This is a genomic window from Pedobacter sp. SG908, assembly GCF_011759615.1.
In the GTDB taxonomy this organism is placed as follows: Bacteria; Bacteroidota; Bacteroidia; order Sphingobacteriales; family Sphingobacteriaceae; genus Pedobacter; species Pedobacter riviphilus.
The window spans coordinates 1,176,684-1,200,547 of record NZ_JAAOYY010000002.1 but is presented as its reverse complement, the minus strand read 5'-3'; the positions used below and the strand labels follow the sequence as shown (position 1 = coordinate 1,200,547).

The 23,864-nt window shown below is 38.0% G+C and carries 24 protein-coding genes; 15 read left to right on the top strand and 9 right to left on the bottom strand.

Features of this window, described 5'->3' with window-relative positions:
- Positions 1-167 precede the first annotated feature (167 nt).
- The 10 genes from eat (at position 168) to FHT21_RS20100 (ending at position 10,940) form a co-directional block, all read left to right on the top strand.
- Positions 168-1,481 (top strand): ethanolamine permease, encoded by a 1,314-nt coding sequence (eat, locus tag FHT21_RS20145; RefSeq protein ID WP_167296499.1) that lies wholly within the window; start codon positions 168-170, stop codon positions 1,479-1,481.
- Positions 1,481-2,842: a glutamine synthetase family protein gene (locus tag FHT21_RS20140; RefSeq protein WP_167296498.1), complete on the top strand. Its 1,362-nt coding sequence runs from the start codon at positions 1,481-1,483 to the stop codon at positions 2,840-2,842. Before eat ends, FHT21_RS20140 begins: the two co-directional genes overlap by 1 nt.
- 353 nt (positions 2,843-3,195) lie before the next feature.
- Positions 3,196-4,344 carry an iron-containing alcohol dehydrogenase gene (locus FHT21_RS20135; protein WP_167296497.1) on the top strand — a complete coding sequence of 383 codons (1,149 nt, stop codon included), beginning with the start codon at positions 3,196-3,198 and terminating at the stop codon, positions 4,342-4,344.
- A gap of 92 nt (positions 4,345-4,436) precedes the next feature.
- Positions 4,437-5,150, top strand: a complete 714-nt coding sequence (locus tag FHT21_RS20130; RefSeq protein ID WP_167296496.1) for a gamma-glutamyl-gamma-aminobutyrate hydrolase family protein — start codon at positions 4,437-4,439, stop codon at positions 5,148-5,150.
- A 75-nt stretch (positions 5,151-5,225) separates the two neighbouring features.
- On the top strand, positions 5,226-6,620 hold the full coding sequence (locus tag FHT21_RS20125) for an aldehyde dehydrogenase family protein (protein ID WP_347878501.1): 1,395 nt from the start codon (positions 5,226-5,228) through the stop codon (positions 6,618-6,620).
- A gap of 4 nt (positions 6,621-6,624) precedes the next feature.
- Positions 6,625-7,017: an STAS/SEC14 domain-containing protein gene (locus FHT21_RS20120; protein WP_167296495.1), complete on the top strand. Its 393-nt coding sequence runs from the start codon at positions 6,625-6,627 to the stop codon at positions 7,015-7,017.
- A 321-nt stretch (positions 7,018-7,338) separates the two neighbouring features.
- On the top strand, positions 7,339-9,288 hold the full coding sequence (locus FHT21_RS20115; RefSeq protein WP_167296494.1) for a family 20 glycosylhydrolase: 1,950 nt from the start codon (positions 7,339-7,341) through the stop codon (positions 9,286-9,288).
- Positions 9,285-9,758, top strand: a complete 474-nt coding sequence (locus tag FHT21_RS20110; RefSeq protein WP_243854058.1) for a CYTH domain-containing protein — start codon at positions 9,285-9,287, stop codon at positions 9,756-9,758. Before FHT21_RS20115 ends, FHT21_RS20110 begins: the two co-directional genes overlap by 4 nt.
- Before the next feature lie 287 nt (positions 9,759-10,045).
- Entirely contained in the window at positions 10,046-10,510 is a 465-nt protein-coding gene (locus FHT21_RS20105) for a BON domain-containing protein (RefSeq protein WP_208398992.1), read from the top strand.
- A gap of 7 nt (positions 10,511-10,517) precedes the next feature.
- Positions 10,518-10,940 (top strand): SH3 domain-containing protein, encoded by a 423-nt coding sequence (locus tag FHT21_RS20100; RefSeq protein WP_167296493.1) that lies wholly within the window; start codon positions 10,518-10,520, stop codon positions 10,938-10,940.
- Positions 10,941-10,992: 52 nt separating this feature from the next.
- Here FHT21_RS20100 and FHT21_RS20095 read toward each other — a convergent pair whose 3' ends face one another.
- The 4 genes from FHT21_RS20095 to FHT21_RS20080 all read right to left on the bottom strand — a co-directional run bounded on the left by FHT21_RS20095 (position 10,993) and on the right by FHT21_RS20080 (position 15,370).
- Positions 10,993-11,628, bottom strand: a complete 636-nt coding sequence (locus FHT21_RS20095) for a response regulator transcription factor (RefSeq protein WP_167296492.1) — start codon at positions 11,626-11,628, stop codon at positions 10,993-10,995.
- A gap of 521 nt (positions 11,629-12,149) precedes the next feature.
- Positions 12,150-13,118, bottom strand: a complete 969-nt coding sequence (locus FHT21_RS20090) for an FKBP-type peptidyl-prolyl cis-trans isomerase (protein WP_167296491.1) — start codon at positions 13,116-13,118, stop codon at positions 12,150-12,152.
- Positions 13,119-13,319: 201 nt separating this feature from the next.
- The gene (locus FHT21_RS20085; protein WP_167296490.1) at positions 13,320-14,315 is read right to left on the bottom strand and encodes an FKBP-type peptidyl-prolyl cis-trans isomerase; all 996 of its coding nucleotides are present in this window, start codon (positions 14,313-14,315) and stop codon (positions 13,320-13,322) included.
- Positions 14,316-14,359: 44 nt separating this feature from the next.
- Complete coding sequence (locus FHT21_RS20080) at positions 14,360-15,370, bottom strand: DHH family phosphoesterase (protein ID WP_167296489.1); 1,011 nt, start codon at positions 15,368-15,370, stop codon at positions 14,360-14,362.
- 208 nt (positions 15,371-15,578) lie between these two features.
- On the opposite strand from FHT21_RS20080, the gene FHT21_RS20075 reads away from it, so the two are divergent.
- The 3 genes from FHT21_RS20075 to FHT21_RS20065 all read left to right on the top strand — a co-directional run bounded on the left by FHT21_RS20075 (position 15,579) and on the right by FHT21_RS20065 (position 17,472).
- On the top strand, positions 15,579-15,998 hold the full coding sequence (locus FHT21_RS20075; protein ID WP_039479466.1) for a nucleoside-diphosphate kinase: 420 nt from the start codon (positions 15,579-15,581) through the stop codon (positions 15,996-15,998).
- Positions 15,999-16,133: 135 nt separating this feature from the next.
- The gene (locus tag FHT21_RS20070) at positions 16,134-16,904 is read left to right on the top strand and encodes an FKBP-type peptidyl-prolyl cis-trans isomerase (protein WP_167296488.1); all 771 of its coding nucleotides are present in this window, start codon (positions 16,134-16,136) and stop codon (positions 16,902-16,904) included.
- Between the two features lie 391 nt (positions 16,905-17,295).
- A complete protein-coding gene (locus FHT21_RS20065) occupies positions 17,296-17,472 on the top strand; it encodes a hypothetical protein (RefSeq protein ID WP_167296487.1) in 177 nt (58 codons plus the stop codon).
- Positions 17,473-17,582: 110 nt separating this feature from the next.
- On the opposite strand, the gene FHT21_RS20060 is transcribed toward FHT21_RS20065, so the two are convergent.
- Both FHT21_RS20060 and FHT21_RS20055 read right to left on the bottom strand, forming a co-directional pair.
- On the bottom strand, positions 17,583-17,873 hold the full coding sequence (locus FHT21_RS20060; protein WP_167296486.1) for a DUF721 domain-containing protein: 291 nt from the start codon (positions 17,871-17,873) through the stop codon (positions 17,583-17,585).
- The gene (locus FHT21_RS20055) at positions 17,866-18,969 is read right to left on the bottom strand and encodes a DNA replication/repair protein RecF (protein WP_167296485.1); all 1,104 of its coding nucleotides are present in this window, start codon (positions 18,967-18,969) and stop codon (positions 17,866-17,868) included. Before FHT21_RS20055 ends, FHT21_RS20060 begins: the two co-directional genes overlap by 8 nt.
- A 120-nt stretch (positions 18,970-19,089) precedes the next feature.
- On the opposite strand from FHT21_RS20055, the gene FHT21_RS20050 reads away from it, so the two are divergent.
- Together FHT21_RS20050 and FHT21_RS20045 are read left to right on the top strand one after the other, a co-directional pair.
- Entirely contained in the window at positions 19,090-19,482 is a 393-nt protein-coding gene (locus FHT21_RS20050) for a hypothetical protein (protein WP_167296484.1), read from the top strand.
- A 123-nt stretch (positions 19,483-19,605) separates the two neighbouring features.
- Positions 19,606-20,271, top strand: coding sequence for a tetratricopeptide repeat protein (locus FHT21_RS20045; RefSeq protein ID WP_167296483.1), 666 nt, complete (start codon positions 19,606-19,608; stop codon positions 20,269-20,271).
- An 803-nt stretch (positions 20,272-21,074) separates the two neighbouring features.
- Here FHT21_RS20045 and pth read toward each other — a convergent pair.
- The 3 genes from pth to FHT21_RS20030 form a co-directional block, all read right to left on the bottom strand.
- Positions 21,075-21,635 carry an aminoacyl-tRNA hydrolase gene (gene pth, locus FHT21_RS20040; protein WP_025144146.1) on the bottom strand — a complete coding sequence of 187 codons (561 nt, stop codon included), beginning with the start codon at positions 21,633-21,635 and terminating at the stop codon, positions 21,075-21,077.
- Between the two features lie 211 nt (positions 21,636-21,846).
- Entirely contained in the window at positions 21,847-22,431 is a 585-nt protein-coding gene (locus FHT21_RS20035) for a 50S ribosomal protein L25/general stress protein Ctc (RefSeq protein ID WP_167296482.1), read from the bottom strand.
- 153 nt (positions 22,432-22,584) lie between these two features.
- A complete protein-coding gene (locus tag FHT21_RS20030) occupies positions 22,585-23,526 on the bottom strand; it encodes a ribose-phosphate pyrophosphokinase (protein ID WP_055909454.1) in 942 nt (313 codons plus the stop codon).
- Positions 23,527-23,864: the final 338 nt, after the last annotated feature.

The window sequence follows — 23,864 nt, the reverse complement described above, 5'->3', positions numbered from 1 at the left end:
CCCAAAAGCACTTTAAAAAAAATTAATAATAAATTATTGCAGCAATTGCTAGCGACAGTAAAATGATTCGAAAATAATTACTACTTTAAACATCAGATACCGAAGCTAATAGTTTATCATTTTCGAGCAAATAATATAAACCTATTTCAATCTTGTACATCCTGCCAATGGAACAAAAAGATAGCTTAAAGAAAACACTTACCCCTTTTATGTTATGGGGGCTTGGCGTAGGATATGTGATTTCGGGAATGTATTTCGGCTGGAACTTAGGCCTCGAAAAAGGTGGCACCTTGGGTATGGCCATTGCAACAGTTGCCATTATGGTGATGTATGTTACCTTTAGTTTTAGTTATGCAGAACTTGCCTGTGCTATCCCTAAGGCCGGTGGTGTTTTCGATTATGCTAATATCGCGCTCGGCAAAAACATCGGTTTTATTGCAGGTATTGCTCAAATGGTCGAATTTATATTTGCCCCACCGGCCATAGCCTTTGCCATTGGTGCTTATTTTAATGCCTTTTTCCCGCAGGTACCCATTCTTACGAGTGCAATTGCTGTTTATTTTATTTTCACTGCCCTAAATGTATATGGCGTAAAAGCCGCGGCTTCATTCGAAGTCATTATTACCGTTCTGGCAGTCGGCGAACTGCTCTTGTTCTCAGGAATTACATTACCTAAATTTCATGTAGAAAACCTGGTCCACAATAACTTTCCAAATGGCTGGAGTGGTGTTTTTGCGGCCATTCCATTTGCCATCTGGTTTTTTCTGGGTATTGAAGGCGTTGCAAATGTAGCCGAAGAAACCAAGAACCCACAACGAGATATCAGTAAGGGCTTTGGCTGGGGTATATTTACATTAGTGGTATTATGTGTGCTAGTTTTCATCTCCACTATTGGCATAGGTGGTTGGGAAGCCATTGTATATAAAAATGGAAAATCGGGTGAAACTTCCGATTCACCTCTACCCTTAGCCCTTTCGATGATCACAGGCGATAACCACCTGATGTACCACTTGCTTATTACGGTAGGCTTATTTGGTTTGGTAGCCTCCTTTCATGGTTTGGTTTTAGCAGCAGGCCGCTCTACTTATGAGATGGGGAGAGTAAAAAGCATTCCTACAGTACTAGGAAAAATCTCGCCAAAATTTCAAACCCCAGCAAATGCATTAATTGGCAATATGGTGATTGGTATTATCGCGCTTTTATCTGGCAAAACTGCCGAAATTATTATCATTTCGGTATTTGGGGCATTAACTTTATATATCATCTCGATGATTTCGGTCATGGTACTGCGGAAAAACAAACCTGAGATGGCAAGACCTTTCAAAATGCCAATTTATCCGTTATTTCCCATAATTGCATTAATTATTTCCTGCGTTTCTTTCATCGCAATGCTGATTTATAATCTTAAATTAGGTTTAATTTATTCGGGCATTGTTTTAGGCATATTTCTTCTATATAAAATCTTTAAAAAGGCAGATTAATGAGTACGAGCAAAGAAATTCTGGATTACGTAAAACATCATCCCTCTGGAAAAGTTAAATTAGCTGTTGCCGATATCGACGGTATTTTAAGGGGAAAATATGTAGCTGCCGAAAAATTTGCATCCCTGGTTGAAGGTCGCCTGGGTTTCTGCGATGTTACTTTTGGTTGGGATGCGGGCGATGTAGCTTACGAAAACGGAAAATATACAGGTTGGCATACTGGTTATCCAGATGCCCAGGTGAAAATTGATCTAAGCACATTCCGGAAAATTCCGTGGGAAAATGAAGTACCTTTCTTTTTGGGCGATTTTATAGATGATCAGGATCAGGCAAATTATGTCTGTCCGAGGCAGTTGCTAAAGAAAGTGATTGCAGAATGTGAAAATGAAGGATTTTCGCCGCTTTTTGCACAGGAATTTGAATGGTTCAATTTTTCGGAAACACCAGAAACTATCCACGAGAAAGGTTTTACCAATTTAAAACCCTTAAGTCCAGGCATGTTTGGCTATTCCATTTTGAGAAGCACCTACCAGAATGAGTTTATGAGCGATCTGTTCGAACGGTTGAATAAATTCGACATCCCGATTGAAGGTTTGCATACTGAAACCGGACCAGGGGTTTACGAAGCTGCTATTAAATATGCGCCTGCTTTACAAGCTGCCGATCAAGCGATATTATTTAAAACGGCCGTAAAAGAAATAGCGTATAAACACGGTATTATTGCCACATTTATGGCTAAAATAAGTGAAAATTTACCCGGATGTAGCGGTCATGTACATCAAAGCCTATGGGATGCTGATAAGAAGATCAACTTGTTTTACGACGAAAAAGATGCAGATAAAATGAGCGAAACCATGAAAAGTTATATCGCTGGTCAGCTGCACTGCCTTCCATACCTTTTACCGATGATTGCCCCTACCATAAACAGTTACAAACGTTTAGTTGAAGGCGCATGGGCACCCACTACGGTAACCTGGGGAATCGATAACCGCACAACAGCATTACGTGCGCTACCCGGAAGCAAAAAGGCATCACGTTTAGAGACCAGGATAGTGGGTTCTGATACCAATCCTTACCTGGCACTTTCGGCCTGTTTGGCCGCTGGAATGTACGGGATCAAAAATAAGTTGAAACTCGAACAACCCGCTACCAAGGAAAATGGATATACAGATCTCTCGAATGGGGTATTATCGCGCAATTTATTTGAGGCAGCGCAAAAGATGAAAAATTCTGACTTAGCCGCAGCATTATTAGGCGAAGATTTCGTTAATCATTTTACCATGACCCGCGAATGGGAATGCAAGCAATATGCTAAAGTAGTAACCGATTGGGAACTAAAAAGATATTTAGAAATTATTTAGCCTAAAGTGTTCATGCTGAAAAATCAAATTTCTAGAAAAAACAATGATTAAAGATGGGAGAATACGGGTCATCGTCATTCCCAACTTGATTGGGAATGACGACCGTTTTTTTAAATCTGTGATTGGTAACGTGATTCGGAATCTTAATATTTTAACACCCAAGCTTAGGTGAGCTCAGGTGCCTAAGGTGGTAAAACAAATAAAAACATGCTAAAATGTTGATCGCCTAAGCCACCTTAGAACATCTTCGCTAATTGTATATAGTTAATTTTTTAATAAACAGTAAAATAACAACTCACCCTTAGGTGCGCTCAGACACCTAAGGTGGTAAAACAAAAGATAAATTAATTGTCATGATATTTGATAAGATCCATCAGTTTAATTTCCCCACGACCATCCGTTTTGGTGCTGGCGCAGTAAAAGAGTTGCCTGCCTACTTAAGCAAGAATAATTTAAAGGCACCGCTAATTGTAACCGACCCCACCATTGCACAACTTCCGTTTTTTAAAAGAATTATTGAAGATTTAAAGGCAAAAGGTATTGCTGTTGAGGTTTTTAGCGACATCCACAAAAACCCGGTAAAAAGTGATGTTTACAAAGGTACCGATGTTTGGGATGCCACCAATCGCGACAGTATTATTGGTATTGGCGGCGGTGCCGCTTTAGATGTTGCCCGCGCAATTGTACTCCGTGTTCACCACCGCGACGATTTATTCAAATATGATGACTTAATCGGCGGCGATATTTACGTAACGAACGATGTTCCACATTTTATCACCATTCCAACTACATCTGGTACCGGAAGTGAAGTTGGCCGCAGTGCCATTATTGCTGATGATGAAACCCATCAGAAAAAAATTCTTTTCTCCCCCAAATTAATGGCGCAGATCGTATTTGCAGATCCGGAACTCACCATGGATTTACCCCCATTTATTACTGCTGCAACGGGTATGGACGCATTAACACATAATATGGAAGCTTATCTGGCCAAGAATTTCCACCCGATGTGTGATGGAATCGCGCTGGAGGGAATTTCATTGATCAAAGATTCTCTGGAACGTGCAACCAACAATCCTGATTTGGAAAGCCGCAGTAAAATGTTAATGGCTTCGATGATGGGTGCTATTGCCTTTCAAAAAGGTTTGGGTGTGGTGCACTCGCTGGCGCATCCACTTTCGTCGCTTTTAGATACCCACCATGGTTTGGCCAACGCCGTAAATATTCCTTACGGTATGCAGTTTAATATTGCAGGTCTTGAAGGCCGTTTTAAAAAAATCGCCCGTACGCTAGACCTTAAAGATGAAAATGGTGAAGCTGTTGTAAAATATCTGTTCGATTTAAACATGAAAGTGAATATTCCGCATAAATTGAGTGATATTGGCGTTAAAAATGAACATATCGAAACACTTGCCGATTTAGCCTTTGCAGATTTTGCACATCCGAATAATCCTAAACCGGTAAGCAGAGAAGATTTTAAACAATTGTACTTAAGCGCACTATAAATTAGGATTAACCGATTACAGAATTATGATATTTATTAAAATCGGCGTAATCATTCCGAAAGAAAAGAAGATAAATCAGTATAATTAATTATATGTCTGATAAAATAATAATTGGTGTTACCGATTGTAGCAAATTCGCCATCTATCGGGATTGGGTTTTATCCTACAACAAAAGTGTGGAGGTAATCCAGCTCGGGTACAAACTCAACAATTTCGACGAGATCAAAAAATGCGATGGGATTGTTTTAACAGGAGGTGAAGATGTTCACCCTCGTTTTTACAATCAGCCTGAATATTATCCTTACTGTTATGATGATGATATTGATGAAGAACGTGATGAGTTTGAATTTAAAGTTTTAACCTATACTGAGGCCAATTCCGTTCCCGTTTTGGGCATTTGTAGAGGCATGCAAGTGGGCAATGTGTTTTTTAGCGGAACTTTGATTCCTGACATCCCGACCTGGGGAAAATTTGACCATTCTAAAATGCACGATAAATCAGATCGCTATCACGAGATTATGGTAAATCCTTCCTCATGGCTGAACCAGATTGTAAATACCGATAAGGGCTTAGTAAACAGCAACCATCACCAAAGCACCGATAAAACGGGGAAAGGTTTGGTGGTGTGCGCAATATCGCCAGATGGCGTTACGGAAGCAATGGAGCGGATTGAACCCAAAGGAAAATCCTTTTTGTTATTTGTACAATGGCATCCCGAACGCTTAAAAGATCAGCACAGCCCATTTAGCAAAAATATACACGAGGCTTTTATTAACGCGATAAAATTAAATATCAACCACAGATAAAAAGGATAAACACAGATAGAGAGCGGTAAGCTAATTAAGATATTAGTCCTAACCCCTTTATAAAATCTGTGTCCAGTGAAAATCCGTGGCAAGAAAATGAAGAACATGCAGATCATCAACCCAGCAACAGAAGAAATTATTACCAGTTTGACGGAAGATAACTCATCTACGCTTCAAGCCAAATTAGCTACTTTAAAAAAGGCTCAACCACAATGGGCTAACAAAACCCTTAGCGAAAGGATTTTGGTTATCGCTCAATTCAGTAATTTACTGGAAGTTAAAATTGAAGAACTGGCCGCGGTGCTAACCTCCGAAGTAGGCAAACCTTTACAACAATCGCGTAATGAAATTAATGGTGCGAGGACCCGTATTAAATGGATGCTCAATAATGCTGAAAAATATTTAAATGATGAGGTGATGGTTGATGAACCAGGTTTGAAAGAAATCATTAAATATGAGCCATTGGGTGTGGTTTGCAATATTTCTGCCTGGAATTATCCTTATCTGGTTGGCGTGAATGTATTTATCCCAGCATTATTGAGCGGCAATGCCGTAATGTATAAACCATCAGAGTATGCCACCTTAACTGGACTACAGATAGAAAAATTATTAAAAAAAGCGGGAGTACCTGATGATGTTTTTCAAATTGCCATTGGGGCAAAAGAAACTGGGGCTGCATTATTAGAAATGGACTTTAACGGTTATTTCTTCACGGGCTCTTATAAAACGGGGAAATTCATCTATGAAAAAGTAGCATCGAAAATGGTTCCCTGTCAATTGGAATTAGGCGGAAAAGACCCCTTATACATTGCCGAAGATGTAACCGATGTTGCTTCTGCAGCAGTTGGCACGGCTGATGGCGCTTTTTACAATAACGGACAAAGCTGCTGTTCTGTAGAACGTATTTATGTGCACGAAAAAAACTACAATGACTATTTAAATGCTTTCGTTACCGAGGTTAAAAGCTGGAAAATAGGCCAACCTACAACTGATGGTGTATATATTGGTGCCTTAACACGGAAAGAACAGATTTTGCTATTGGAAAATCAAGTTGCTGATGCCTTAAGTAAAGGTGCAAAACTATTAATCGGTGGCAAAGCCATTGAGGGAAAAGGTTATTATTTTGAACCAACAGTGCTAACCGATGTTACCAACGATATGCTGGTGATGCAGGAAGAAAGTTTCGGACCGATTATCGGCATAATGAAAGTGAAAGATGATACTGAGGCCATAAGTATGATGAAAGATACCGATTATGGATTAACCGCATCGGTTTATACGGCCAACCAGTCAAAGGCCGAAAAAATATTAGCCCAGTTAGATGCTGGCTCAGGTTATTGGAATTGTTGCGATCGAGTAAGTGCAGCACTGCCTTGGAGTGGAAGAAAGTATTCGGGTATTGGCGCTACCCTATCACATCAGGGGTTAAGGGCCTTTACTAAACCAAAAGGTTATCATTTGAGAGGATAGTAAAATGAGAAACGATAGCGATAAACAGCTTATTGAAGGCGAAATTGCAGATTATTTATTAACTGATGATGGGATACTGATTTCCTACAGTAAAAGTGTTTTACGTACTGTGGAAAATATTTCGGCCAATGTTGCACTGGTGAAGGAAATTACGGGGAATAAGAAAGTCCCACTGTTAATTTACTTAAAAAATTCTCCTGTTCCAGACAAAGAAACACGAAAGTTTTCTACGGAGCAATTGCCGCAAATTTATGCTGCTATGGCGATGGTTTCGAAACCTGGTTTGGCGCAATTAATTATGAAGATTTTGTTTAAGTTTCAAAACCCGCCTATCCCGATTAAATCATTTACTGACGATAAAAAAGCAATGGAATGGCTAAAACAGTTTGTAGTCTAAATTAAAAAAGATGTCAATCCTGAGCATGTCGAAGGCAATCTTTTTTCAGAATCAGCTAACTTTGGGACAAAATTGCTGTTCCCGAAGATCAAAAAGATTTTCGCAGATGATGGCTTTCTGATTAATTCTTCGGCTCCGCTCAGACTGACAAATCTCTAATAATATCATAAATTCAATTACAATTTTTATCCAACGCTAACCGCTATACGCTCCGCGCTTTGCTTCTTGCACATTTCCTTCTGCACAAATACCACCCATTAAAATCTTTTTTAATAAATTGCGGAATTATACTTATCCGGTTAACCCGTTTTAATGATTTAAATGAAAAAAATATTCCTGATTATCTCTTACTGTTTTTTTGCAGCCAATACCTTCGCTCAATCTATTGTTACAGAAACTGAAATCGGCGATTCCGAAAGCGCAGTTGCACAAACACCAATTGCTATTATACCTGAGCCTGTATCTTTAATGAAAAAGGCAGGTACTTTTACCTTACCAGAAAATGTAACCATCCAGACTGTTAAGAGTGGAGAATTAAAACAATCTATCGCTTACCTTTCCGATCGGATTACTACCGCTACCGGTAAATTTGTAAGCACAGTCAGTAATTCAAGTCACCCAACTATTAAACTGATTTTAAATACTCAAGAAGATACCCAACTCGGTAAAGAAGGCTACAAACTAAATGTTAATCCTACACAGGTTGTCATCACTGCAAATCAACCAGCAGGGATTTTTTATGGCGTTCAGTCATTGCTTCAACTTTTCCCAGCCGAAATAGAAAGCAAGGAACTAGTAAATGATATCAAATGGAAAGCGCCTTGTGTTGATGTGGTAGATTATCCAAAATTGGGCTGGAGAGGTTTAATGTTCGATGTAGCCCGTCACTTTTTCACCAAGCAAGAAGTAAAACAGTTTATTGACGACATGGTGCGTTATAAATTTAATCTGTTGCATTTGCACCTTGCAGATGATGAAGGCTGGAGAATTGAAATTAAAGGCTTACCTAAATTAACTGAAATAGGTGCATGGAGCGTTAAAAAAATCGGGACTTTCGGCGATTTTACCCCACCAACGGCGGATGAACCCCGTACTTATGGCGGTTTTTATACCCAGGAAGATATTAAAGAACTCGTTCAGTATGCACAAGAACGTTTTGTAAATATATTACCAGAAATCGATGTTCCAGGGCATAGTTTAGCTATTATCGCTTCTTACCCTGAATTATCCTGCACACCGGATGCCGTTAATTATAAAGTGCGCTCAGGTGAGAAAATTATGGATTGGAGCCGTGGTGCGCCACCAACTGCTTTGATTGATAATACACTTTGCCCGGCAAACGAAAAAGTTTATGTGTTCTTAGATTCTGTGCTTACCCAGGTAGCTAAACTTTTCCCTTTTGAATACATTCATATGGGTGGTGATGAAGCTCCTCATAATTTCTGGGAAAAGAACGATCAGGTTAAAGCTTTAATGCTTCGCGAAGGTTTAAAAACTATTCCTCAAGTTCAGGCTTATTTTGAAAAACGTGTAGAACAGATCGTGATTTCGAAAGGCAAAAAGTTTATGGGCTGGGACGAAATTCTTGAAGGAGGTGTATCGCCAACAGCAGCCGTAATGAGCTGGAGAGGAATGAAATATGGTATCCAGGCAGCGAATGAAAAGCACAACGTGGTAATGAGTCCAACTGATTTTGCATACCTGGATTATATGCAGGCAGATCCGATTACCGAACCAAAAGTTTATGCCTCGTTAAGGTTAAATAAAGCCTACCAGTTTAACCCTGTTCCAGCGGGCGTAAATGCACAGTATATTATTGGTGCACAGGCCAACCTTTGGACAGAGCAGGTTTTTACTTTCCGCCAGGCAGAATATATGGTTTGGCCACGTGCATTTGCCATTTCGGAATCGATCTGGAGTCCAATTGAAAAGAAAAACTGGACAAATTTTGTTGATCGCACACAACAGCATTTCAAACGATTAGATTTAGCAGAAATTAAATATTCACCTGCAATTTACGATCCGATTTTTACAGTAAAACGCAGTGCTGATAAACAGTTAGTGATCGAATTAACGACGGAAATAGACGGTCTGGATATCTACTATAGCTTTGATAACTCTACTCCCGACCGTTTTTATCCGAAATATACAGCGGCATTACAGGTGCCAAAAGATGCCAGTATGCTCCGTGTAATTACTTACCGCGGGAAACAACCGATTGGAAGATTGATCAGCATGCCTGTTGCTGATTTACAGAAAAGAGCAAGATGATGGGCAAAGAAATAGAACGCAAATTCTTAATCGATCATCAGAAATGGAATACCCTGAGCAAACCAGAAGGAAAACTCTTTAGACAAGGTTATTTACTTAGCGATAAAGATAAAACGGTGCGCGTAAGGGCAACCGAAACCAAAGGTTTTTTAACCATAAAAGGTCAAACGATTGGTGCAACCCGGATGGAATACGAATATGAAATCCCTGTTGGTGAAGCCACAGAGTTATTAGATCACTTTTCCTTAACTGAACTTTCAAAAACACGTTATGAAATTACATTTAACGACAAGGTTTGGGAGATAGATGTATTTTTAGGCGATAATAAAGGACTAATTGTTGCCGAAATTGAACTTGACAGTGAAGACGAAATATTCGAACTCCCAGATTGGGTAAGCAGAGAAGTTACCCAAGAAGAAAAATATTATAATTCCAATTTAGCAGTTAAGCCCTTTAAAGATTGGATTTAATTTTCGGTCACCTCAGGTTTTTAACACCTGAGAAGGCTGTTCGAATGATTGATCACTTCACTCCCCTTGTTGGTTATAAATCAAATGTTATAAATACGGATTATCAAATCTCAATTAAGCCAAGGCGCTGTTTAAAATTTATTCTGAAATAAATAAAAGATTTTAGTTTCTAATTAAACGTATTTCATATATTAGCTTTAACGAAGTCATCCCACCGAGTAAGAAGGAAACTATTTAAGTTTTCTAAGCATTGTATTGTCAAATAATATCAATATAAAACCAAGAGGATGAAAACAACTAAATTATTAATGAGCATGATTATTGCAACTACACTATTTTTTGTAGGCTGTAAACCAAAAGATGCGGCAATCCAGGCCGCAATCCAGGCCAAAGAAGCTGCTGGTATTACCGTAGCTGTTACTAAAGGCGAAGTAACTTTAACTGGTGAAGTTGATGATGAAGACACAAAAGCCAAAGCAGAAGAAATTGCAAAGGCAGAAAAAGGGGTAAAATCTGTAATCAACAATTTAACAGTTAAACCAGCAGATGTACCTGTTGTAATTGCAGAAGACCCTACTTTAATTAAAAATGTTGCTGATGCGACCAAAGATTTCCCAACGGTGAAAGCCGAGGTTAAAGATGGTGTAGTTCTCTTAACCGGCGAAATTAAAAAGGCCTCATTAATCAACTTAATGCAGCATTTGAGTGCATTAAAACCTAAAAAAATAGACAATAAATTAATCGTTAAATAACTGAGCCATGGCATTAGCAGATAAATACAAAGCACTAACTGACGCAGCAACTGCGGCAGGCATAGCAGATTTAGCGGTGAGGGAGCAAGACGGGGTTTTATACATAGATGGAACTGCTGCCGATGGTGCAACTAAAGATCATCTTTGGGAAGTTTATAATCAGATTGACCCCAACTTTACATCAGGCGACTTGGTTCTGAATGTAAACGTAGCCATTGATGCTGCAGTTACGCATGCAAAAGTGATTACAGAGAGCAGTAATTTAAATATCCGTAAAGGCCCGGGAACGGATCAACCTATTGTAGGTAAAGCTGCACATGGCGAGGTGATTACCCTGGTAAACAGAAGCAACGATTTATGGTGGCTGGTAAGGACTAACGATGGCGAAGAAGGTTATTGTTATGCGCAATATTTAGAAGCGCAAGCTTAAAAATTCAAACAGACCTCGCAAGTTTATGAAACCTGTGAGGTCTCTTTCAAAATTAAATCAGCTGATGCTCGTGTGCAAAATTCAGCAAACCAACAATTGATTTCACACCAGTTTTACGCCATATATTTTTACGATGGGTTTCTACTGTATGCTCCGAAATAAAGAGCATCCTGCCTATACTTGCAGAAGTGTATTCTTTGGCAATCAACCTAATAATTTCTACTTCTCGAGGTGATAAAATATTCACTTCTTCTGTATGGTTTTCACGCTGGTAACCATTAATAAATTTAGCGGTGATGGAATTTTGTATATAGGTTTCGCCAAGCATAACCTTATTAATTGCTTTATGCAGTTCGTGAAACTTTACATTTTTTAAAAGATAACCTGTTGCTCCAGACTTGATCATTTTCGAAATATTGATAAAATCATCCTGCATAGAAAGTACAATAACTTTAATTTTGGGAAATTCTCTTTTAATCAATTTAGTTAAATCAGCTCCAACCTTTTCGCCAACACTAACATCGGCAAGTACCATATCTGGTATCTTAGTCCTGATCAATTGTTCGGCAAGTGCTGCAGAATTAGCCTTACCAACAACAACAATACTTTCTGAATCACTTAGAATGGATTCAACACTATCCATTAAAGCATCATAATCGTGAATTAAAAAGACCTTGATCTTTTCCATAAAGTTTAGTTTTAAACGTTAATCATTTTCACCTGAAGGCAGGAAAAACAGTTTGAATAGATTTTTAAACAAAAGTTTAATATATCTATTCAAAACTTATCCAATATTCTATCAAAAGCTTTAAATTTTATGTTTTTAACTAAGGTAGGTGGCAGTTTTTTTTTGACATATTCCAATAAACCATCCCTCTGCTTTTCAATAGCGATTGAGTGAAGCCATTTGGAAATACTGTGATTATTTCTATTACATGCTGGATAACGATAAGAAGCCTTTACGTGCCTGCAGTATCCATCCTTTAGAAACAGGCTGAAAAACATGTTGAACAGCATCAATTTCAGGCCCAGAAACATAATAGTACTGCTTGAGCGCATAGTGATAATAAGGATGATTATTTGTTTTGTTAATCTAATTTAAACAAAAAAATTCTTTTACTACTATAATTATCAATTTCTTAACACAAAAAAAGCGCAAGCCAGTATTATAATTTACTGATCCTTGCGCCTTTATGTTATGGTAAATATTTACTTAGTTACTGGGGCTGCCACATTTGGCTTAATAATACCTTTCAGTTCTACATCAAATACCAAAGGTGTGAATGGATTAATCGGTCCGCCACCATTTTCGCCAAAACCCAATCTTGATGGCAAAATCATTTTGATCTTACCGCCAACACCAATAAGTTGGATACCCTGAATAACCCCTTGCGGCAATTGCCCTAAAGGTAAACTACGCGGTACATATTGTACGTTTTCAGAGAAAATCCCGGCTTCTTTTGCAATTTTAGCATTCGAAGTATCAAAAACATTTAATGCTCCGTTCGATTTTTTATTGGTAAACTGGCCTGTGTAGTCCATTAATACCGTATCAGTTAAAGTTGCTCTTTCTGAATTGCCCGGAGCAGAAATAACATACTGTAGTCCAGATGGCGCAGTAGTTACCTTTAAATTATTCTCAGCAACGTACTTTGCAATTTTAGCGGGCTCTACCACTTTATTTTTTTCATTTAGTGCTTTGTACTCAGACTCAAAAAAAAGGCGTTTCTTCGCTTCGAAAATAGAATCAGCGTCTTTCCCTTTATGCAATACTTTCTCAATTTTAATGGTAAAAGAAGCAATGTTTGATTTTAGTCCTTTTGGTTTAGGCTGACCTGAATATTTCTCCATCGAATCCAGGTTCAATTTAAAAACGGCGCTATCGCCTTCACCAAGCAGTTTCAATCCAGAGGCTAAATCACCTTTAAACATTGATTTGCTGATGGCAAAGAAAGCCGGACGTTCATTGTCATAGGTATTTACCATTACCGAATCGGGATTGGTATTGGTTTCTACCGTTTGAACACCATTTAACTTTACATAATCACCATCCTGAATTTTCGGCTTACCTTCACTTTTATAGATCTTGTAAGTCATATCTCCTTCACCTTTTTCGAATTTGTTACAGGCAGACAAGCCCAAAGCCGCTACCAAGAGAATAATAATTCCGTTCTTCATTTAAATTTTATTTATTTCAAAACAGCCTAAATATCTTTTTTCAAAATACCTGCTATTTTATTAGATCACTACAAAGATAGGTTATATTAAGTTTTTATAAATCTTTGAAATGTTTTATTTATCAGTTCAGCATCGAAAAAAGGTGGGCAAAAAAAATCCTGCTTAAATAAATAAGCAGGATTTTTAAATATCTTAAAGAAATTATTTTTTAACTACTGGAGCAGGCATTTGAACTGGAGCTGCTGCAGCTGGTTTTCCTTTGATAATATCTTTGATTTCTAAATCGAAAGCAATTGGGCTGAAAGGCATGATACCTACCTGAGGTGCACCTTGCTCGCCATAACCTAAGTTAGAAGGGATAATCACTTTAATTTTACCACCTTTACCAATTAACTGTAAAGCTTCGGTAAATCCTGGGATTGTACCGCCAACTGGCATTTTTTGAGGACCGTAAGGTTTACCTGGTTTAAATTCCTTTTCTGCTTTAGCCAGTTTCTCATCACTTGTATCGAAGATTTTGTATTTACCATCTTTACCTTTTTTAGTCACCCTACCAGTATATTCAATTAATACAGTATCGCCTAAAGCTGGTTTTTCTGCACTACCTGCATTTTCGATAATATAGTGTAAACCACTTGCAGTAGTTTTGGTTGCCAGTTTAGTATCTTCTAAATAAGCTTTTAACTTAGCAGGCTCAGCAGCTTTCTTTTTTTCTGAACTAGCTTTATAATCAGCCTGGAAAAACTCTTGTGCTCTTTTGTTAAAAGTAGAATCAGCTTCGCCAGCCTTTTTCTTGAATACTTTCTCGATTTTCACCGTAAAAGTAATGTACTTATCATTTTTGAACTGCTCTGGTTTAGGTTGTTTACTATGAAATGCCATAGTATCCAAGTTTACTTTAAAAGTAGCACTATCGCCTTCTCCAAACAATGTTAAAACGTCGTTCATATCACCAGCATACATTTTTTTCTGTGCAGGAAATAATGCAGGCGTTTCGCTATCGAAAGTGCTCGATAAAACTGAATCTTTATCGTTTTTCTGGATAAAATTCATTTTAACGATATCGCCTTCTTTGATTTTCTCGTTACCTGCCGAGTGGTGAATGGTATACAATAAGCCACCAGCTCCCTTTTTTTCTTGTTTACATGCTGCTAAACCTAAAGTGGCTGCTGCTAGAATAATAATTCCCTTTTTCATTTATTAATTTGACTTTTTTAAGTTTTAGTGTTTATTTCTTACCCTTAGGCAATCAATTGTTCTTTATATTCTGCTAATATCGATTTAAATTCGTTAACTACATCATTTAATGGTTTTTCTGCCGCACCACCTGCTGCATTTCTATGGCCACCGCCATTAAAATACTTTTTACAGATTTCGTTGGCCGGAAAATCGCCTGTAGACCTAACAGATAACTTAACTTTATCTGGTCGTTCAATAATTAACGCAGCTAAACGGATACCATTGATGGAAAGGGCGTAGTTTACCACCCCTTCTGTGTCGCCGGTAATGCTATGGTACTGTGCCAATTCTTCTTTCGTCACCGAAATAATGGCGGTGTTGTATTCTCTTATAACTTCTAACTTGTTTGACAGGCAATAGCCCAAAAAGCGCAAACGATTTTCGCTTGAGTTATCGTATACCAACTCGTGGATTTTCGATTGGTCGGCCCCTAAATCGATCAGGTTTGCGGCAATACGGTATACTTCTGAAGTTGCCGATGAGAAGCGGAAAGATCCCGAATCGGTCATAATACCCGTGTACAGACAAGAAGCTACATCTTTATTGATCAGCTCGCCATCCTGTAACTGATTTACAATAAAATCGTAAACCAACTGCGCAGCAGCACAAGCATTGATATCCCAGTGACGATAGTCGTCAAAATCTTCAGGGTCGAGGTGATGATCGATCATGATTTTTTTTGCTCCTGCTGCCCTCACCAATTCGCCTAATTCATTAATCCTACTTAGGGTATTAAAATCAAGGCAAAATATGAGCGAAGCTTCATCAACTAACCTGGCCGCCTTTTCTTGCTCATCTGTAAAAATAATTACATTACCATTATTTGGCATCCAATGCAGAAAGGTAGGATAATCTGTTGGTGTGATTACCTTAACATGATGGCCTTTTTGAATTAAATATCCATATAACCCCAGAGATGAACCCATCGCATCGCCATCGGGTTTGTGATGCGTAGTGATCACAATTCGTTGTGGCGTAGCCAATAATGTTTTTAATTCAGTTAGTGTAAGCATATATTTTTTGCGCTGCAAAGCTAAGTAATTTTAATATAGGATTAAAGGATTTTAAGATAAGCAAGATCTTATCCTAAAAACAGGCTTTATTTCATATTTAAAGCCATAATACCATTAATGATATACCAACTTCAATCTTAAGCAATAGCTGTTGATTATTCATCAATTAAAACGTATTTTTGCAAAAAATTTGATATCAAAAAGCACAATGAGCACTAACAGAACTTTTACCATGATTAAGCCTGATGCAGTAGCAAACGGCCATATCGGATCAATCATTAACGACATTACTAATGCTGGCTTCAAAATCATCGCATTAAAATATACTAAACTTACAGAAGAAACTGCTGGTCAGTTCTATGCTGTTCACGCTGAGCGTCCTTTTTACAAAGATTTAGTAAGCTTTATGTCTTCAGGGCCTATTGTTGCTGCTATTTTAGAAAAAGACAATGCCATTGAAGATTTCAGAAAATTGATCGGTGCCACTAACCCAGCTGAAGCTGCAGAAGGTACAATCCGTCAGAAATATGCAAAATCAATCGATGCAAACGCTGTTCACGGTTCAGATTCTGACGAAAATGCAGAAATTGAAGGTAACTTCTTCTTCAAAGCAGACGAACGTTTCTAGTTTCCAACACAAAAAACTTACAATAAAACCCCGAACATTCGGGGTTTTATTGTTTTATCTATTTTGTATCTTTCGACCTTAAAATATAATCCACCATTTTAAACCTGTTGGAATTAATTACACATAAAATAATCAATGAAGAGAATTTTTTTAGCGGTATGTCTATCCGGTATCGCTGCTGCATCTTATGCACAAACCAAAACAGTAGCAAAGAAACCTGTTGCCAAAAAACCAACTACAGCCATAAGTAAAACATCAACCTTTACAGCGTTAAAATCTACTTTAGATTCTACCAGTTACGCTTTTGGTACATCTATCGGTGCAGGCCTAAAAACTACTGGTCTTTCTACCTTAAATTACGAAGTATTGTTAAAAGGCTTGAAAGATGCATTTACAGGTGGCAAGGTTACTTTAACCCAGCAGCAGGCACAACAATGTATTAATGAGGCATTAGCCAAGGCATCATCAGTAAAAAACAAAGCTGAAGAAGCAGCAAATAAAATTAAATATGCACCAATTATGAAAGAAGGACAAGATTTCTTAGAACAGAACAAAAAACGTGCGGGTGTACAAACAACTGCAAGCGGCTTACAATACGAAGTTTTAACTGCTGGTACTGGCGTTAAACCACTGGCTACCGATTCGGTACTAGTGCATTACAAAGGAACATTACTGAACGGAAAACAATTTGACAGCTCTTATGATAGAGGCGAACCGATTTCTTTCCCATTAAACCAGGTAATTAAAGGATGGACAGAAGGTGTACAATTAATGCCTGCCGGTTCTAAATACAAATTTTTTATTCCATATGATTTAGCTTACGGAGCACGTGGTGCAGGACAGGATATTCCTCCTTACAGCACTTTGATCTTCGAGGTTGAATTGTTAAAAGTAAATGGGAAATAAAAATTTATGCAGTCAGATGTTACCAACTGACACCACCACGAAAATACCTGCTTATCTATTTGGCAGGTATTTTTTTTGGAAAACAATGTTCAGCGCTGTGTGGCAGCTGAAGTCCCGCCACCGCTTATAGTCCTCTCCCGATGAAATATCGGGCTGCGGGCTATGACGCTTTGTCGGGTTTATTAAACAACGGGCAGTAGCTTTAAACCTGCAGTCAGATATTTCCATCTGACTGTTTTTTATTTAAAATATTTTGGAATTGCAATAGTAGGCCCAGTACGGTGTCAGATGATAACATCTAACACCACGACCAGGACGATTCCAGGCAAATAAGTCATTTACCAAAACTTTCTTTAGTATTTAATGTTAGCTATTACAAATTAACATAGATATGAAAAGAGCATTCCCTTTAGTAATGATTGCATTTTTATGCACCACCTTAAGCAGTTGTGAACTGGTAGAAGGTATATTTAAAGCCGGCGTTTGGGTTGGCGTTATTGTAGTTGTAGTCGTGCTTGCACTGTTGATCTGGATTTTGTCTAAGATATTTGGTGGAGGAAAGGGCTAGATTTCAATCTGTCACGTTGAGCCTGTCGAAACGCTTGAAACTAAATTTAAACAGGTCCTTCGACAAGCTCAGGATGACAATTTTATATTAATTCTACAGCTTCTTTAGGCCTACAAAAAAATCATTTCGGTAATCACTTCGCTACCCGCATGTTCATTTAATTTCTGGATTATTCCCTGGCGTACCATAATCAGTTCATTTTTGATTACCGAAGATTCTATCCGTAAAAAAAGCTTTTTATCGTGGATGTAAATCTGTTTGGTGCGGTTGGCGATTGCAGTGCCCATAATTTCCGGCCAGACGGATAAGATCGAAGTTTCGTCGAATTTACGGCGCAAACGGTATACATCCAGCATTTTGCTGATGGCATCTTTTACTGTAACATCATTAGGTTTACGCATTTTGTATAGTTCCGTTATCTACTTCGAACAAAGTTACATCAACTTCTATTTTTTCAAAAATTGATTTTACTCTTTCTCTTCCTGTATCTGTAATAAATATCTGCCCAAAATCATGGTGGGAAACCATTTGCATTAATTTTCGAACGCGGTTATCATCCAGCTTATCAAAAATATCATCCAATAAAAGCAAAGGCTTAAATCCTTTGTTTTTAGCAAGGTAAGCATACTGGGCAATTTTCAAGGCAATTAAAAAAGACTTCTGTTGACCTTGAGAACCAAACTTCTTTAAAGGCATTCCACTGATTACAAAAGCCAACTCATCTTTATGAATACCCGTTGTGGTCCGCTCCAGTACACGGTCTTTCTCTACCGATTTCTTTAACAGCTCTTCAAAAGTGGCCTCGTTCAATTGCGATTGATAATTCAGTTCTACAATTTCCCTGTTTTCGGTAAGGTAGGTATAATATTGATTAAACAGCGGAATAAACTCATCCATAAAGGCTTTACGGATGGCGAATATCTTATTTCCCGCTAAAATCAGCTGTTCATCCAAAATTTCGAGCAGTGTAGGATCGTATTTTCTGGTAATGGCGATCTGCTTTAGCAAAGCATTCCGGTTTAACAAAATACGGTTATAGGTAATCAATTGATCCAGGTAATGTGCATCCGTTTGCGAAATTACATTATCGATAAATTTTCTCCGCTCCTCGCTGCCTTCCATAATCAGGTTCACATCGTAAGGAGAAACCATCACCACCGGAAAAAGACCAACATGATCGGCCAATTTATCATACTCCTTTTTATTACGTTTGAACTGCTTTTTCTGATTGCGTTTTACTCCGCAAGAAATTTTTTCGTTTTTTTCGTTGCGTTCAAAATCGCCCTGAATCATAAAAACCTCTTCATTGGTTTTAATCTGCTGGCTATCGATGGGGTTAAAGTAACTTTTACATAGACAGAGATAGTGAATGGCATCGAGCATATTCGTTTTGCCTGAGCCGTTATTACCCGTAAAAACGTTCACAGTTTCCGAGAAATGGAGATCTGCATCGGTATAGTTTTTAAAATTTAGAAGGGTAATATTTTTTAACCACATAAATATGTCACAAATTTACCGTTTTTTAGCCTCTTAACACCCATTGTTTAAAATAAACGTTAATAACATTTAAAAAAATTGTACTTTCATAGCAAGGAAAATTAGATGGTTGCACAAAAAATGTTAGAAGGTAATGTTCTATGGTCTTACGATCATGAACTGACCAATGAAAAAAGTTCGGGCTGGATTAAAAAAATCGTAGGTTTATTTTCGTTTTTAAAGCCTATTCACAATCACGAAGGCAATATCCTATTGGCCTCTAACGGTCTTTTTATTACGGGAGATGAACAATTGGAACTTCCACTGTCTCATATAGAAGAGGTTTACATGGGCTTCGACGATTTATTCCCGGCTTCGTCCGCAAAAAACTTCGGCGCATTCTGGCAGCCCATCAGAATTAGATCTACGGTGAGCCGCTCCGAAAGTCAAACGGTGTACCTGGTGATTAACCACACTGGTATTTTTAGCGATAACCAAACCTGGTTTAACACACTGATTAGCTTGTTACGCTAATTATCATGACGATTTTAGAATCTGCACGCCTAAATAACTAATGTTTAATCAAATACTTCAAAATAAAGATTGATACTTTGATTGAAAAATGTATTTTTGCAATCTTAAATTTTTTAAACAAACATGTCTACAACAGATAACCAGACAATTCAACCAACTAAAAAAGGTTCATTTTTACAAGAGAATAATAAGAGCTTACTGTTTATTGCAGGTGCTGTAGTTTTATTAGTTTTAATATATCTTTGGTATCAAGGCGTGTATTTAAAAGGTCGTGCTGAAGAAGCCGCTAGCAAAATGTACAAAGCAGAACAATTTGTTGGTGTAGACTCATTATCGAACAGAGCGGTTAAAGGCGAAGGTGGTTACCCAGGCTTAGAGCAAATAGCTAAAGAATACGACAACACAAAATCGGCAAACTTAGCTAACCTTTATTTAGGCGGTATTTACTTACGTAAGGGTGAATATAAACAAGCTATAGAGGCATTAAGCAAATATAGCGCTACTGGTAGCCCAGTTGCAGATCCATTGGCTTTAGGTTTACTAGGCGATGCTTACAGCGAATTGAAAGACTTTAAACAAGCGGCCACTTACTATAAAAAAGCGGCAGATAAAGCAAGTAAATTTACTTCACCAATGTTTTTAAAGAAATTAGGATTGGTTAACGAAAGCCAAAATGATTTTAAAGGTGCTGTTGAAGCTTATACTAAAGTAAAAACACAATATCCTGAGAGTGCAGAAGCGCAATTAATTGATGCTTACATTGCAAGAGCTCAAGAAAAAATTAAATAATCATTAACTAAAACATATTTATGAAAAGATCATCGAAAGATGGTCTTTTTTTGTTTAAAAGCTTTTGTTTTTTAATTGCGCTGGTCGTTCGACTATGCTGCTCATTGGCATATCTCCATAGAAAAGTTGTCATCTCCTTTGGAGCATCGCGGAATGGAGAGATTTATGAGAAATAGATTTAGCTTCGCTGAGCACTTCGTGGTTCTCAACTGCGTTGCGCTCCGCTCGAAATGATGACACTTCGATACCATTTATTCTATTCTCACCAAACAATAGACATCCTCACCCACTAATCATTATTTTTTTTCTGGAAATCAGGTGCAGAGGCTTTTAGGCTTGTGCAGTCCCGCTCTCCGTTCCTTCCGGTGAAAAACCGGAACCACTGTGATCGGGTTTAGGTGGCGCAGCCAGCAATACTATTTGGGGTTGCATGGTGCAGAAAAAAGAAATTGCCTTTATCGACCTGTTTCATATCAGATGGTTTATGAGGACGCACATCATTGACTAGTAAAAGGAAGTCTATATAAAACTATGCTATTCTACCCACAACAGCAGTATAGACACTGCCATTTAGACCTGATTGAAATGGAAAGCCCACAGCGTAGCGAGGACTTGTAATGAAAAGCAGGACGAACGTTAAAAAGAACTACTGCAATTGCTCTTCAAAAAAACTTTTTTTTTCGATTATGCGTAATGCAGCCAAACTATTCGTCAGCTCTAATTTTATTTTAAGATTTGTTTTGCCAAAGATGCTGAAATAAATCCGATAGCTATCAGATCAGTATAACGATTCTTATAAAAAATTACTTATTAAAAGCCGTCATGGTGTGGGCCGGGCCGATGGTTACAAAACTTTTAATCAATTCTACACTTTTATCAATCAATGCAGGAAGTTCCAACTGTTCATTTTTATCAAACAAACCCAAAACAAAGTCTACTTGCCTGCCTTTTGGGTAATCGTTTCCAATGCCGAAGCGGAGGCGCGCGTAGTTTTGTCCACCACAAACCTCTTCGATACTTTTTAAACCATTGTGACCAGCGCTGGAACCTTGAAGTTTTAACCTTAGCTTTCCTAGAGGCAAGGCAAGGTCATCAACAATAACGAGTACATTTTCTGGTGCTATTTTCAATTCCTTCATCCAATAGTTAACGGCCTTACCGCTCAGATTCATAAAGGTAGTTGGTTTAATTACATGCAGTTTTTTACCTTTAAAGCCCACCTCAGCATAATAGGCCAAACGGATATTATCGAAGCTACCACCTAAACCTTTAACCAGTTCATCAGCAATATCAAAGCCAATGTTATGTCTGGTATGTGCATAATCAGGTCCGATATTTCCTAAGCCAACTATAAGATATTTCATGGGGCAAAGATAAAAAAAAGGTCCGAAGTCAGGAGTCCGAAGTCGGCAGCCCATACCACAAAATTAATTCATTCATTTCAAACAACTTCTTAATGAATAGCGAAGTGGTTAGTGTTAGGTGATTAGCGGATTAATTTTAATGTAAAAAAAAAGCGTTCCGAATTAAATCGAAACGCTTCATCTTGAAATCAAGAAATCCTAAGAATCCTGATTACTTTTTACCTTTAGCAGCTTCAGTTTCTGCTTGTTTTAATGCTCTAGACATTGCAACAGAAACGATAGTATCTTCAGGAGTGTTAGTGATTACGTATTTATCACCTTTAAGGTCACGAACACGGAATAAACTACCTACTTCTAATTTCTCTAAGCTTACTTCTACGTTTTGTGGCATGTTAGCTGGTAATGCTTTAACACGTAGTTTACGTAATTTCTGGATTAATTTACCCCCCATTTTAACACCTGGAGAAGTTCCTGTTAATTTAACCGGGATCTCCATAACAATTTCTTTCTCATCAAATAACTGAAGAAAATCGATGTGTAATAATACGTCGGTAAGTGGGTGAAACTGAGTATCTTTTACGATAGCTTTGGTTTTAACACCATTTACATCAATCTCCACAAAGTTTACATCCGGGGTATAAATAACATCTCTTAAATCAGCAATAACCACAGCTAAGTGTTGTTGCTCTTTTCCACCATACAATACCGCCGGAACTTTACCTTCGTAGCGAAGTTCCTTGGCATCGCGTTTCCCTACGTTCTCTCTTGGAGAACCGCTAATTGCGATTGTTTTCATTTTTTATTTATTTAATTATTAGTGTTCGGTATCGAATATCAAGTATCAAGACCTTAAGCCTTCAACCCTCTACCTTCAACCTTATTTAAACTCTTTTTTATTGTTTAGCCTTTGCAACTAGCGTTTTAAGCGCTTATCGCAATACGCCCAACGCTATACTCTAAACAGATCACTAATTGATCCATGCTCGTTTACATTGGCAATTGCCCTTGCAAATAAACTTGCTGTACTTAGCACTCTAATTTTCGGACTTTCCTGTCTTAATGGAATTGTATCCGTAACGATCAGCTCGGTTAATACCGAATTTTCTACCGTTTCTATTGCTTTGCCTGATAATACAGCATGTGTACAAACCGCTCTTACACTTGCTGCACCGTTTTCCATAATCAAGGCTGCAGCTTTTGATAAGGTTCCGGCAGTATCGCAAATATCATCGATCAATACTACATCCTGCCCGGTTACATCACCAATAATCGACATTGATTCGATTTCGTTGGCACGTTTACGGCGTTTATCGCAGATAATTACCTCAGCATTAAAAAATTTGGCAAAAGTACGTGCCCTATACGAACCGCCCATATCTGGCGATGCAATAGTTAAGTTTTTTAAGCCTAAGCTTTTGATATAAGGTACGAAGATTACCGATCCATCTAAGTGATCAACCGGAATATCGAAAAAACCCTGTATCTGTGCAGCATGTAGATCCATCGTCATAATACGGTGAATACCTGCTGATTTTAATAAGTTGGCCACTAATTTGGCACCGATTGCTACACGTGGCTTATCTTTTCTATCCTGACGGGCTAAACCATAATAAGGAACAACTGCTGTAATATAATGTGCCGATGCTCTTTTAGCAGCATCAACCATTAACAAAAGTTCCATTAAATTATCGCTAGGCTGATAAGTAGACTGGATTAGAAAAACATCACTACCACGAATTGACTCATCAAAGGAAGGCTGAAATTCTCCATCACTGAATTTGTGAATGGTTACGCTACCAAGTGGCTTGCCGTAATGTTCGGCAATCTTAAGTGATAATCCCTTAGAACCTGTTCCGGAAAAAAGCTTTACCGGGTTAAACTGCAATGGCATGGGTTCGTGTAGTTTACGGTTAAAAAAAATCGGATCATGTCTATTTAAAACATGATCCGACATTAAATTTTAGTTGTCCGACCTGGATTCGAACCAAGACAAACGGTACCAAAAACCGTTGTACTACCCTTATACTATCGGACAAAAACTTCTCAAGGATATTCTCCTCGAAAGGGAATGCAAATGTAGGAACCTTATTTTAAATATGCAAGAGCGATTTTAAAATATTTTTAATTTCTTTCCCGCTGTTCCTGTTTGCGATGCAAAGATAAAAAAATCATCATATAGCGTGCAACATTTTCTTTTTTTATGCGACTTTTTTTACCACGAACCGCTTA